The organism is Pseudomonas sp. RHF3.3-3 (genome assembly GCF_048069595.1).
Taxonomy (GTDB): Bacteria; Pseudomonadota; Gammaproteobacteria; order Pseudomonadales; family Pseudomonadaceae; genus Aquipseudomonas; species Aquipseudomonas fuscovaginae_B.
Window position 1 is genome coordinate 927919 of sequence record NZ_CP182250.1, and the last position, 12445, is coordinate 940363.

The following is a 12445-nucleotide window of genomic DNA, read 5'->3' on the forward strand; positions in this document are numbered from 1 at the left end:
TCACAGCATCGTCAACAAAGCGGCGGGCAACAACTGTAAGAAAGGATTAATCACAAAGTATTAGTCCGAAGGTTGGCGTCAATAAACGTCGGTTTCCTTTCTCTAATCTGCGGATATTTTCGGTTGGGTAATGGCATTTCGTCCTAGCTGGACTACCTTCAAATAGCGAAAAAGTTGATGTTCATAGCTGCCTGAATGCGAGGGTTTCGCGGGTCGCGCAGTCGGAAAGGGAGAGCCGTCATGAACAGTCGAGTGACCATGGGGCTGGCGGCCATCTTGTTGATCGCAGCGCTGGTTGTCGGATATTGGGGGCTGATGCTCAGTCATCCGCCGGCACCTGTGGTTCCGGCCGTCAGCGCACCTGTGGACAACCCGGCCGCTGCCGAGGAACCGGCGCGCCAGCCGGTGGTGGTGCTGGCCCACGATGTCCCTCCCTTCGTTCCCCTGACGGCCGCCGACCTGGTGATCGAGCGCCTGCGTATCGCCCCACCCGGCAGCTTCGGTTCGTTGCAGGAAGCGGTGGACCGCATTCCCTGGCGGCCCCTGAAGGCCGGGACCTGGCTCAGTGACGAGAGTTTCCAGGCCGGTGGCCCGCTGGCACGCATGATCCGTTCCGACGAGCGCGCGCTGGCAGTGGCCGTGGACGAGGTGATCGGGGCCGGCGGGCAATTGACGCCCGGGGACTATGTCGATGTGCTGCTGTTCCTGCGCCAGGATGCCAGCAATCTGCAGCAGTCGGCCCAGGTGGTGATTCCGGCGATGCGTCTGCTCAGCGTCGGCGAGCAACTGGGCCTGACCAATGATGGCAAGCCCGCGTCGGGCGCCAGTGCCAGTGAGCGGGCCAATCAGGAACTGCGTCGCGCGTCTGCCCGCACCGTGGTGCTGGCGGTTCCCGAACCGCTGTTGAGCCGGTTGATGCTGGCGACTCAGGTCGGCACCCTGCGCCTGGCGGTGCGCAGTGCCGATGAGCACCTGTTGCCTCGCTACTGGGCTGGCGAGAAGGTCGGTGCCGCCAACCTCAAGGCGGCCAGCGCCGAGCTGTTCCAGTTCAACCAGTTGGCCCTGGCCGGGGCCCCCAGGGGCCAGCCCCCGGTTGTCGAGAGCGGCGGGCGTGGCCAGGGGGCCGTGGTGATCCGTGGCAACCAAGTCAGTCAATCAACACCCTGATCTGCAAGGAAGCTTCGGATGAGTGGATCCCTGTCGAGCGTCAAACGAGTGGCCCGGGCCTTGTTCCGGTGGCGTTTGTCGGTGCAACGTAGCGGATTATCGAAATGAGCCAGAGCCTGAGCCAGACCTTCCTGGCAATCACCCGCAACACCACCGACCTGGAATGGCTGCAGGGCGCCCTGGCGCCGTTGGGCCAGGTGGTCAGCGCCGGCGGCAGTCTCGACGAGTTGCTGTCGCTGGTGGACGTCACCTTTGCCGGGCTGATTTTCGTCGGCCTCGACCGGGAGAACCTGGTGGCCCAGAGCGCCCTGATCGAAGGGTTGCTGGAGGCCAAGCCGATGCTGGCGATCGTCGCCCTCGGCGACGGCATGGACAACCAGCTGGTGCTCAATGCAATGCGCGCCGGAGCCCGGGACTTCGTCGCCTACGGCTCGCGCTCCAGCGAAGTGGCCGGGTTGGTCCGACGCCTGAGCAAGCGCCTGCCGGCGGTGGCACCGAGTGCGCAGATGGGCGGTTTCACCGTTCTGTACGGCGCCCAGGGCAATGCCGATGGGGCACTGTTGTCCACTCACCTGGCACTGGTAGTGCAGAAAAGCGGGCAACAGACCCTGCTGCTCGACCTCGGCCTGCCCCGGGGCGACAGCCTGGCGTTGCTCGGTCTGGAAAGCTCGTTCCATTTTGGCGACGCGCTGCGCCACCTGCGCCGCCTGGACTCGACGATGATCGACAGCGCCTTCACCCGCACCGAAGAGGGGCTGCGCATCCTCGCCTATGCCAGTGCCGACGAGCCCCTCAAGCGCACCAGCGCCGCCGAGTTGTACATGTTGCTCAGCGCCCTGCGCCAGCACTTCCAGCACATCATCGTCAATCTCACCGGACAGTCCGACAGCGAGGCCCTGCGCACTTTCGTCAGTCACTGCGACAAGCTGCTCTGGTACACCGACCAGAGTGTGCTCGATTGCCGACGCAACCTGACGATCCTCAACCTGTGGCGGGAAAAGGGCATGAAGCTCGACCACGCGCGGCTGCTGGTCGACCGTTATCTCAAGAATGTTTCACCGGACTCCGAAACCCTGGGCAAGACGTTCGGGCTGCCGGTCCTGTCGGTACTGCCCTTGAATGTCGAGGTGCGGCTGAATGCGAAGAACCAGGGCCAGACGCTGTTCGAGCTGGCCCCGCGCGAAGCCCTGACCCAGGGCCTCAAGTCCCTGGGCGAGCACCTGGCCAAGCGCTCCGAGGGCCGTACCAGGACCGCCGAGGGCTGGCTCAACCGGATCTGGGGGCATAAGTGATGAGCGAGAAACTGTTCGGCGGCCAGAGCCGTGGAGCGGCCGGCAACACCGATCATGAAGGGCTCAAGCTGGTTTTGCATCGCTACATCATTGATGCCATCGAGGAGTCGGGGAAGAACCTGCTGGAAGGCTCGCGCCAGGTCCTGGCGCAGTTCGTCATCGACAAGGTCGGCGAGTATGTGTCGCGCCTGCACCTGGCGATTTCCCGTTACGAGATGGAGCGGCTGGCGGAGGAGATCGTCGATGAACTGACCGGCTTCGGTCCGCTGGAGGTGCTGCTGCGTGACACGGCGGTCACCGAGATTCTGGTCAACGGACCGCATCGGGTGTTTCTCGAACGCGATGGCCTGTTGCACCAGAGCGACCTGCGTTTTATCGACGACCACCACGTGGAACGGGTCATCCAGCGGATCCTCGCGCCCCTCGGTCGACGCCTGGACGAGTCGTCACCGATGGTCGACGCACGGATGCCCGATGGCAGCCGGGTCAACGCGATCATTCCGCCGATCGCCCTGGACGGTCCTTGCCTGTCGATCCGCAAGTTTCGCAAGGACATGCTCAAGAGCAACGATCTGGTGGCGATGCAGACCATCGACCAGGCCATTCTCGAATTCTTCCAGGACGCCGTGGGCAAGCGCTGCAACATCCTGATCAGTGGCGGCACCGGCACCGGCAAGACCACCCTGCTCAATATCCTCAGCCAGTTGATCAACCGTCACCAGCGCCTGGTCACCATCGAGGACGTCGCCGAACTGCAACTCAACCATCCCCATGTGGTGCGCCTGGAGACCCGTCCGCCGAACGCCGAGGGCCATGGCGAGGTGAGGTCCAGCGACCTGATCCGCAACGCCCTGCGGATGCGCCCGGATCGGATCATCCTCGGCGAGATTCGCGGCGTGGAAGTGCTCGACGTGCTGACGGCGATGAACACCGGCCACGACGGTTCGATGAGCACGGTGCACGCCAACAATGCCCAGGACGCCCTGCTGCGCCTGGAAACCCTGGTGGGGCTGACCGGACGCCAAGTGGCGGAGAAGACCCTGCGCCAGATGATCTGCGCGGCGCTGGACGTGGTGATCCAGTTGACCCGCCTGCCCGATGGCCGTCGCTGTGTCAGCGAAGTGGTGGAGGTGGTCGGGGTTCGCGATGACATCTATGTCACCAACACCCTGTTCCGGCTCGATCGCCGCAACGGCTTCAGTTTCCAGCGCGATGCCGTCAACCCGGCGGGCGACAAGCTGCGGCGCGAGTTGCACCTGGGTTTCGACGATTGAGGAGGTCTGGCCATGTTCGCTCCGCTGTTGCTTGGGCTCACCTGCCTGCTGCTGCTCGGGCTCTCGCTGCGGCTGTTCTACCTGGCGATGCGCAAGACCGGCAACGAGCGGGTGCTCAGCCGTCTGACCGAGGGGCAGCCGGAGTTGGTGACTGTCGCCAGTCCCGCCGGCCCGCTGAGGAACCATCTGGACCGGCTGTTCCTGCGTGCCGGGCTGGATCGTCCGGGTGAGCGGCTGGTCCTGTGGCTGGTCGTCTGGATGGCGCTGGTCTTCCTGGGAGGGTTGTCAGTGGGGGTGGTCGGTCTGGTGCTGGTGTTGCTGATACCGCCGCTAGGCCTGAGGCTGTTCGTGGGCTGGCGTTACCGGCGGCGGGTGCGGCGGATGGTCGAGCAATTGCCGCAGATGCTCGACTATGCGGTGCGCAGCCTGAAGTCCGGGCGGACCCTGGCCGATGCGATCCTCGGTGGCATCGAGGCGTCGGCCGATCCGCTGCGCGAGTCCATGGCGCGTATCCGGCGTAACGTCGAACTGGGCGTCAGCCTGCCGGAGGCGGCCAGCGATTTCGCCGAGTTCTACGAGCGCGAGGAGTTTCGCTTCCTGGCCCTTGGCCTGAAGGTCAACCACCGTTACGGCGGCAATGCCAGCGAACTGCTGGAAAACCTGATGAAGCTGATCCGCGAGCGCGATCAGGCCGCGCGGCAACTGCGCGCGATGACCGGCGAGACCCGCATGACCGCGGTGGTCCTGGCGCTCCTGCCGATCAGCGTGGCGGGTTACTTCATGGTGACCAACCCGGGGTATCTGCTGAACATGTGGCAGGATCCGAGCGGCCAGCGGATGCTGCTGTTTTCCTTTGGTCTGCAGGCGCTCGGTTGCCTGGCGCTGTGGCGCATGCTGCGGAGCGTATGACATGGCCCTGCTGATGAGTGTGCTGCTGTTTCTCGCCGCCCTGGTGCTGATCGTCGGCGACAGGCTGCAGAGGCGCCAGCGCGAACGGGCGGTGACCGAGCGTTTGCAGGGGCACATGGTGCGTGAGCGACACAAGCTGAGCGATTGGCTGCGTGTTCTGGGTGAAACCCGTTTCGGCCAGCGCTCGGTGAGTATCGACAACGAAACCCAAGTGCTGCTCAACCGTATCGGTTGGCGCAAGGCGAACCAGCGCTCGTTGTTCGCCGCCTGCCAGATCGGCACGCCGATACTGGTGCTGGTGCTCGTCCTGCTGGTACAGGGGCTGTTCTTTACCGAGCTGGAATCACCGTGGATCGCGCCGTTCCTCGGGCTGGCCGCCGGCTATCTGCTGCCCAAGCGCCTGTTGGTCATGGCCGCCACGCGTCGGCAGCGGCAGGTCACTGTCGAGGTTTCGACCTTCATTCCGCTGTTGCGCATCCTCTTCGAGTCGGGCATGGCCGTGGAGCAGGCGTTGCGGGTGCTCGCCAGCGAATCCCGGCAACTGCTGCCGGTGCTGAGCGGCGAGTTGCAACTGGTCCTGGCCAGGGTCGATTCCGGTCTGGAGTTGAGCGAGGAACTGGGCAAGATGGCGCGGTTTCTGGCGGTCGACGAGTTCGACGACACTTGCGTCATTCTCCAGCAACTGCTCCAGCAGGGCGGTGGGGCGATGAAGTCGTTGCTGGCGCTCAAGCAACTGCTCGATGACCGACGCCTGACCCGCTTGCAGGAGTACATCTCGAAGATGTCGGCGAAGATGTCGGTGGTGATGATGGTGTTTCTGTTTCCGGCGTTGTTGATCGTGCTCGCCGGCCCGGGTTTTACCGCCCTGAGCAAGGCCTTCGGCACGTCCTAGGCTATGTACGAAATCGCTTGAAACTTGGTTATGCGGCGTTAAAAACCGGCTCGGAATGCTCATTTACTCCAGTAAAGTCGGGCGCGACCCCGGCCGTTCCTCGCCGGTTTTTGCCTTGCCTAACCTGCGTTTCAAACAATTTCGTACACAGCCTAGGCGGGTTCAGTGAGCCGCCGCATCCCGCTGCCTTGGCCCGGTGGGCGACAGTGCCAGGGCCAGTTGCGTGCGGTTATGCATGTGGGTCAGTCGCAGCACCTGTGACACATAGAGCTTCACGGTATTTTCGGTGATGCCCAGTTCGCAGGCGATCTGGTAGTTGGTCTGGCCCTTGCCCACCAGGCGCGCCACCTCGATCTGGCGCGGTGACAACTGGCTGAAGATCTGCGCATCCGCCGGGCCCTGCGCCGTGTTCGGTGCGTCTTCGGCGGCCTCCTCGCGACGCCCCTGGGGCGAGCGTCGGACACTGTCCAGGTCGTGATAGAGGTCATCGATGGACTCGGCGAGAAATTGCAGCTTCTGATTCAGGTGACCCAGACTTTCATGGTGCAGGCGTTCGGCGATCACCGCCTCCTGGCGTTGAATGCCTTCGAGCAGTTCCGCGAGGTCCACCGGTTTCTGGTAGTAATCGGCGATCCCGGCACGCAGGGCCTTGATCACGTCCTGCTTGTCGGCGCGCCCGGTCAGCATGATCGACTCGAAGATCCGGCGCTTGCCGGCCAGGCGCTGCAGCTCATGCACCAGCTCGACGCCATCGAGGTCGGGCAGATGCAGGTCGCACAGCACCAGGGCGATCCCGGAGTCTTCCCTGAAACGGTCGATGGCCACTTGGCTGGTCAGGGCGGGCACGCAGCGATAGCCGCTTTTTTCAAGAAATTCGCAGAGTTCTTCCACGATCAGCGGTTCGTCATCGACCACCAGCACCTTCATCTCAGAGACAAGCCTGTTCACGCGCTACTCCATGCTTTGCAAGCCAATGACCACGAGTTCCCTGCCCACGCGCGCAGCCTGGGGGCCTGAGATAAAAGTAGACGCACTTTCGCCCGCTGTACATCGCGGCCCCTAATGGAGGCTGGTGGTCATGCACAGCAGGCCGACCCACAGGAAAGGCGCGAACGGCTGTTTGTCCGAGGTTCCCGGCTCGAGGTTGTGCAGCATCCGCTTCAGCGGCTTGCCCAGCAGTGGCCAGAGCCGCGGGCCCAGCCAGAGCCAGAGCAGGCTGGCGACGCCGGCGCCGATGACCGTCCCGAGCAGGTAGCGGCTGTCGCTGGCCAGGGCCAGGGCGATCAGCAGCTTGACGTCGCCGGCTCCCAGGCGTGCCGTGACGTAGCCGGGCAGGGTCAGCAACAGGGCCAGCAGAAAGGCCCAGCCACCTTGCTCTGCCGAGGCCCCCAGCCAGGTAGTGCCACTCCAGAGCAGATAGAACAGCGCCAGTGCCGAGCCCCCCAGGGTCAGGCTGTTGGCGATTTCCCGCTGGCGCAGGTCCTGTGCCGCGCAGAGTGTGAACCACAGAAGCAGGATGAGGCTGTGCATCGGCTAAAAAACGTCCTTTTCCGATGAATGATTCTATGCTGATAGCAACGTGCAGTTGTCAGGGTAGACGCAGTCATGATCCCAGGCCTCCCCGGAAAGCAAAAAGGCGCTGCCGCCATCGAGTTCGCGCTGGTCTTCGTGATCTTCTTCGCGGTGCTCTATGGCCTGGTCAGCTACAGCCTGCCGATGCTCATGGTGCAGTCCTTCAATGCCGCGACCGCCGAGGGCGTGCGGCAGGGCGCCCAGGTTGACCCGGTGGCCAGCGGCAACAACTACGCCACGCTGCTCAAGAGCACGGCGACAGCGGCGGCGGCCCAACGCCTGCAATGGATTCCGGCGGCGCTGAGTTTCAATGCGTCCAGCGATATCACCGCCACCTATACGGGTGGCCTGCTGACGGTCAGCATCCAGTATCCGACCTCCCGCTTGCGCAGCGTGCTGCCGTTCCTGGTGCTGCCCGGGATCGGCACGGTGCCCAACCTGCCAGCCAATCTCAAGGCCAGCGCGAGCATGCAGTTTTGAGTTCCGGGGATCGGCTGTTGGGTCGTCTGCTCGGCCGGGCGGCGGAGCCCGCGCTCGCTCCTGCGTCCGAAACGTCGACCTCGGCGGCCGAATTGCGGATTCGCCTCGATGGCGATGGCCGCGTACTGGACGTCGCCGGGCCGCTGCGACATGGCTTGGCGGCACTGCCTCAGGGGGCGGGCTATCCACTGCGGGAGCTGCTGAGTGTGTCCAGCCACCTGTCGGTCGAAGGGCTGCCGGCGGACTGGCTCGGGCATATCCTCGACCTGGACTTCAACGGCCTGGCCGGACAGGTCGTGCACACCCGTGGCTGGCTCCAGCCCCATCAGGGCGGCTGGCTGTTGCAGGCGCTGGATGTCGGTGATCTGCTCAAGGACCACCAGGCCGCTGAGAATCGTGAGTACCTGCAGCACTTCGCCGCCCGCGTGAGCGAACAGTTGCGCCTGTGCAGCGTGGCGCGCCTGCCCCAGGTGCTGGCCGAGCAACTGCAGGCCCTGGCCCAGCGTTGGCATATTCCCTGTCTGGCCCTGACCCTGCTCGATGAGCCCGGGCAGCAGTGGCAGGTGCACAGCCACTACCGGGCCCATGACGCCCCGCCGCTCTGGCACGACGGCCAGGCCCTGGGCACCGGCCTGGACAGCCTGAACGGCACCGCGCCGCTGCGTCTGGACGTGCGTGACGGCCTCAGCGAGTACCCGCGCCTGCTGGGCGTGATGGGCAATGCCGATGGTCTGCTGGTGCCCTTTCACGATGAGCATGGCGTCGCCGCCTGGCTGCTGTGCGGGTTCTATCCGGTGCGGCAACGCGCACCGCAGCTCAGCGACCAGGACTGGCTGCAACTGACGGCAGCCCTGGCCGCACCCTTACTGGGCCGGCGCCGTCAGCAGTTGCATCTGCAGCAGCAGGAACGCCTGGAGAGCCTCCAGGAACTGCTGGGCACGGGCTGGTGGGAATGGTCGCCGGCCAGGGACGAGTTGCAATTGGCGGCCCCCCTGGCCCAGACATTGGGCTTGGGCGAATCGACCTCGCTGCTGTCGATGGAAGACTGGCTGGCGGTGATCCATCCCGCGGACCGCGAGGAACTGGGCAGTTGCCTGAATGATCTGCGCCAGGGCCGGTCGATGCTGCTTTGCGTGCGCCTGTACCAGGACGACAGTGCGGACAATCCGCGCTGGTATCGGCTCCAGGGCCAGGCACTGGGGAGCGGCGAGACGCAACGGATCGTCGGCTTCATGCTCGACATCAGCGACGTCAAGAACCAGGAGCAGGCGGCTGCCGCTGCCCATGCGCGGCTGGAAAACCTGATCGCCAGCTCACCGGCGGTGATCTATGTCCAGCGTTACGTCGAGGGGGCATTGATACCCGTGTTCTTCAGCCACAGCCTGTTGCCCCTGTTGGGCCGGACCCTGGCCGATTGCACCCGGGATGGCCTGGCGCAGTGGATTCACCCCGAGGACCGCGACCGCTATTTCGAGCGTACCCGCCAACTGTTGCGCGAAGGCCATGTCAGTTGCCGTTACCGGCTCCAGGACCTGCGCGGCGACTACCACTGGCTGCTCGACGAGGCCCGGTTGTTGCGCGATGACCTGGGGATGCCGGTGGAGGCGGTGGGGCTGTGGATGGACGTCACCGAGGCGACCCTGGCCGCCGAACGCATCGAAAAAAGCGAGGAGCGCTATCGGGTCCTGGTGGAGGACTCGCCGGCGATGATCTGCCGCTATCGGCCGGACCTGACCCTGATTTTCGGCAACCAGCCGCTGGCGAAGTATCTGGAATACGCGCCGGAGCAGTTGCCGGGGATGAACCTGGGCAACTGGATGTCGCCGGAGCAGCATGCGGCATTCGTTCGACGCCTGGAACAACTGACGCCCGAGCTGCCGGTCAGCACGGCCGAGATCAGTCTGCAATTGCCCGGCCGCGAGCATGCCTGGTGGGTCTGGTCGGACCGTGGCCTGTTCGATGCGCAGGGTCGCCTGCAGGAGATCCAGGCCGTCGGCCGCGACAACACCGAGGTGCGCCGTTCCCAGCAACAGCTGACCCAGAGTGCGAAAATGGCCACCCTTGGCGAGATGGCCACGGGCCTGGCCCATGAAATCAACCAGCCGCTGAACGTCATGCGCATGGCCATCGTCAACGTGCTCAAGCGCCTGGGTAATGGCGATGTGCAGATCGACTATCTGCAGGACAAGCTCAACCGCATCGATGCCCAGGTCCAGCGGGCGGCGCGGGTGGTCGATCACATGCGGGTGTTCGGCCGTCGGTCGGAGATCGAGGCCGCGCCGTTCAACCCGGCCCAGGCGGTGGAGGGCACCCTGTCGCTGCTCAGCGAAGGCATGAAGGGCAAGGGCGTGCAGTTGCGCGTGCCACCGATCGAGTTCGAGGTACAGGTGCGGGGTTTTGTCGACCAGTTGGAGCAGGTGCTGATCAACCTGATGGTCAATGCCCGGGATGCGCTGCTGAGCAAGCGCGAGAAGCAGCGCGACTTCGAACCCTGGATCTCGGTCACCGCCGAGCGTGACGAGCGTTCGGTACGGCTGATCGTCGAGGACAATGGCGGCGGCATCGACCCGCGCCTGCTGGAGCGGATCTTCGAGCCGTTCTTCACCACCAAGCCGGTGGGCATCGGTACCGGCCTGGGGCTGTCGGTGAGCTACGGCATCGTCGAGAACATGGGCGGGCGGATGAGCGTGCGCAACGGCGACGATGGCGCCCGGTTCTGTGTCGAGTTGCCGCTGGTGCTAGATCACTAGGTAGGCCTTGCCGGTCTGGCCGCAGGTGAGGTTGGCGCCGACGTCGGTCTGGTTGAGGTTGATGCCCAGGGCGGACAGCAGATTATTGACCAGGGGGTCCAGCAATGGACTGAGCAGGCCGGTTATCACGGGCGTCAGCAGGCTGCTGACGCCGCTGATCAGGCCGCCAGCGGCAGCGACGATGTTTCCCAGCGGATTGCTGTTGACCGGCTGGTAGACGTTCAAGCTGATGCCCGACAAGGTACTGGCCAGGCTGGCGACCACATTCGAAGTCGGCGTCGCGGCCAATACGCTGGGAGGCAGATTGAGGTTGGGAGGCGTCGAATAGGGTGAGGCGGCGCTGGCGAATACCAGGTCCTGGGTATTTTGTCCGACGCTGGTGTTTACCATGAGGCCTATGCCCCCCGCCGCAAATGCGTTTCTGGCCGGGCCGCAACTGCCTACGCCGAGAATCTTGTGACATGTCCAGGTTCCCAGATCGATCAGCGGCAGTGGGGCGACGGTAGGTTCTGCCGAGGATGAGAAGGCACTCGTCGGGTCTATCTGGCCCACTTTCAGGCTGGCTATCGATGTGGTGGTCCGAGCGGTCAGGCTTTTTGTACCGGCATTGTTCACCGGGCAGCTATAGGCGGTGACATAGCTTTCGGCCCCTCCGGTGTCCAGGCTGACGTTGATTTGCGGGGTGTTGAGTATCTGCGGGCTAAGCTGCATGCAGCCGGCTCCCAGCAGGCAGCTTGCCGAGTTGATGGTTGCGGCAAGGTTCAGACTCAGCAGCGCGTTCAGGGTGGGGGTCAGATTGGCGACAAGTCCCAGGGTCGCATTGGCCAGGCCGGTTATACCCGACAGTACGGGCAGGTTGACGGATATGAAGGTTCTGACTTGTGCTGTACGTACATAAATACGGTTGGGGCCCAGTCTAGTGTCGCCGGCAACGGCCAGTTTCGGATCGCCCATCGCGGACAGTTGTGGCGCCTGTATGACCTTCACCTGCAGTGTCACACCCGCCAGCCCCAGCACATTGACCGGGAGTGTCGCTGCTGCTGCACTTTGACTGTTGGAGAGCTGGATGAAACCCTGGATCAGTTGGAATAACTGGATGTTGGCGTTCAGCCCGCTCGAGGGCGTGCCGGTTTGCAATTGCAGCAGGTCGCCAACCCTGATCGGGGTGGTATTGGCCGCGGCGATTTGCAGATTGCCCAGCGCCGTCACGACATCGGCGCTCGCGCCATTCAGTTGGGCAACGGTTGCGGCCACCTGGACCAGTTGGGTCACGGCCACCGTCGTGTTGAGCAACTGCGTGTAGTTGCCTGCCGCGACATTCAGCCTGATTGCCAGTTGGTCCAGATAACTGAGCAGGTTGATATCGGTGCCGAGCAGGCCATTCCACCCGGCTGCAGTCAGACTCACGCTGCCCCCCAGCAGCCCGGAGAAGATGGGGTTGAGCAGGTTGGACTTGGCGGTATCGACCGTTCCCAGTGAACTGCGCAGCGTCAGTTGGGCAATGGTCGGTTGGGGCGTGGCGGCGACAGCGGTTGCTGTCAACTGGGTGGTGGTGCTGGTTGTTCCTTTTGCAAACAGCGCCTGGATCCCCGCTGCGATACTGGTCGTGACGGTATTGCTGGCGATCACGCGAATGGCCGTGGATTGAGTGGCGTCGGCAGAGAAGGTTCGCAGGTTGGCGGCGCTGGTCACGATGCGGCCACAGGTGACGTTCAGGGTCTGGCCGGTGCCTGGAGTAAAACCGTTACGGGTTGCGCTTTGCGTGGCATAGCTGGCCGCGCTCAGTCCTGCCTGGCAGTTTCCGCCACGAGTGACAGCCTCCAGCGCCGCCGTATCGGCAACCCGCTGCAAGCTGCGCTTCGCCAGGTACAGTCGCCCGCTATCGACCACCACCACCATGCTCAGCAGCGCCAGGCCGAGCGTCAGGGCGGCCATCAGGCCGATCGCGCCGCGCTGCTTCGACGGGCCGCGAAACACCGGCGAGCGACGGGGGAAAGACATCGAGCACTCCTTTGCCGGCGCGTGGCCGAGCGCTTACTTTCCTGTATTGCCTGCCAGTGTAGTCAAGGCCGGCGCACAGCGCTGGCCAGTCGCCAGGTTTGCGGCGAA

General features: G+C 64.2%; 10 protein-coding genes. 7 read left to right on the forward strand and 3 right to left on the reverse strand.

The genetic code is table 11. The annotated features are described in order from the left end of the window. Window positions 1-240 precede the first annotated feature (240 nt). The 5 genes from cpaB (at window position 241) to ACMGT0_RS04150 (ending at window position 5534) form a co-directional block, all read left to right on the forward strand. Entirely contained in the window at window positions 241-1167 is a 927-nt protein-coding gene (gene cpaB / locus ACMGT0_RS04130) for a Flp pilus assembly protein CpaB (protein ID WP_416771594.1), read from the forward strand. Window positions 1168-1271: 104 nt separating this feature from the next. Then, window positions 1272-2459 carry an AAA family ATPase gene (locus ACMGT0_RS04135; RefSeq protein WP_054060082.1) on the forward strand — a complete coding sequence of 396 codons (1188 nt, stop codon included), beginning with the start codon at window positions 1272-1274 and terminating at the stop codon, window positions 2457-2459. Next, on the forward strand, window positions 2459-3733 hold the full coding sequence (locus ACMGT0_RS04140; RefSeq protein WP_054060083.1) for a CpaF family protein: 1275 nt from the start codon (window positions 2459-2461) through the stop codon (window positions 3731-3733). The genes ACMGT0_RS04135 and ACMGT0_RS04140 overlap by 1 nt, the downstream gene beginning before the upstream one ends. A gap of 12 nt (window positions 3734-3745) precedes the next feature. Continuing rightward, window positions 3746-4642, forward strand: a complete 897-nt coding sequence (locus ACMGT0_RS04145; protein ID WP_054060084.1) for a type II secretion system F family protein — start codon at window positions 3746-3748, stop codon at window positions 4640-4642. A gap of 1 nt (window position 4643) precedes the next feature. Continuing rightward, window positions 4644-5534 carry a type II secretion system F family protein gene (locus ACMGT0_RS04150; RefSeq protein WP_273822266.1) on the forward strand — a complete coding sequence of 297 codons (891 nt, stop codon included), beginning with the start codon at window positions 4644-4646 and terminating at the stop codon, window positions 5532-5534. A 162-nt stretch (window positions 5535-5696) separates the two neighbouring features. On the opposite strand, the gene ACMGT0_RS04155 is transcribed toward ACMGT0_RS04150, so the two are convergent. Then, window positions 5697-6482 (reverse strand): response regulator transcription factor, encoded by a 786-nt coding sequence (locus tag ACMGT0_RS04155; RefSeq protein ID WP_416771598.1) that lies wholly within the window; start codon window positions 6480-6482, stop codon window positions 5697-5699. Between the two features lie 111 nt (window positions 6483-6593). Next, complete coding sequence (locus ACMGT0_RS04160; RefSeq protein WP_054060087.1) at window positions 6594-7064, reverse strand: A24 family peptidase; 471 nt, start codon at window positions 7062-7064, stop codon at window positions 6594-6596. A gap of 75 nt (window positions 7065-7139) precedes the next feature. On the opposite strand from ACMGT0_RS04160, the gene ACMGT0_RS04165 reads away from it, so the two are divergent. Beyond that, the gene (locus ACMGT0_RS04165) at window positions 7140-7586 is read left to right on the forward strand and encodes a TadE/TadG family type IV pilus assembly protein (protein ID WP_054060088.1); all 447 of its coding nucleotides are present in this window, start codon (window positions 7140-7142) and stop codon (window positions 7584-7586) included. Further along, window positions 7583-10336, forward strand: coding sequence for a PAS domain-containing sensor histidine kinase (locus ACMGT0_RS04170; protein ID WP_416771601.1), 2754 nt, complete (start codon window positions 7583-7585; stop codon window positions 10334-10336). Before ACMGT0_RS04165 ends, ACMGT0_RS04170 begins: the two co-directional genes overlap by 4 nt. Here the strand turns inward: ACMGT0_RS04170 and ACMGT0_RS04175 are convergent. Then, window positions 10325-12337: a pilus assembly protein TadG-related protein gene (locus tag ACMGT0_RS04175; RefSeq protein WP_416771602.1), complete on the reverse strand. Its 2013-nt coding sequence runs from the start codon at window positions 12335-12337 to the stop codon at window positions 10325-10327. The two genes, ACMGT0_RS04170 and ACMGT0_RS04175, sit on opposite strands and share 12 nt — an antisense overlap. Window positions 12338-12445 lie beyond the last annotated feature (108 nt).

Bases quoted from the DNA above. Each gene is read 5' to 3' on its own strand.
- cpaB (WP_416771594.1), top strand. From the start codon at position 241: ATGAACAGTCGAGTGACCATGGGGCTGGCGGCCATCTTGTTGATCGCA.
- ACMGT0_RS04135 (WP_054060082.1), top strand. From the start codon at position 1,272: ATGAGCCAGAGCCTGAGCCAGACCTTCCTGGCAATCACCCGCAACACC.
- ACMGT0_RS04140 (WP_054060083.1), top strand. From the start codon at position 2,459: ATGAGCGAGAAACTGTTCGGCGGCCAGAGCCGTGGAGCGGCCGGCAAC.
- ACMGT0_RS04145 (WP_054060084.1), top strand. From the start codon at position 3,746: ATGTTCGCTCCGCTGTTGCTTGGGCTCACCTGCCTGCTGCTGCTCGGG.
- ACMGT0_RS04150 (WP_273822266.1), top strand. From the start codon at position 4,644: ATGGCCCTGCTGATGAGTGTGCTGCTGTTTCTCGCCGCCCTGGTGCTG.
- ACMGT0_RS04160 (WP_054060087.1), bottom strand. From the start codon at position 7,064: ATGCACAGCCTCATCCTGCTTCTGTGGTTCACACTCTGCGCGGCACAG.
- ACMGT0_RS04165 (WP_054060088.1), top strand. From the start codon at position 7,140: ATGATCCCAGGCCTCCCCGGAAAGCAAAAAGGCGCTGCCGCCATCGAG.
- ACMGT0_RS04175 (WP_416771602.1), bottom strand. From the start codon at position 12,337: ATGTCTTTCCCCCGTCGCTCGCCGGTGTTTCGCGGCCCGTCGAAGCAG.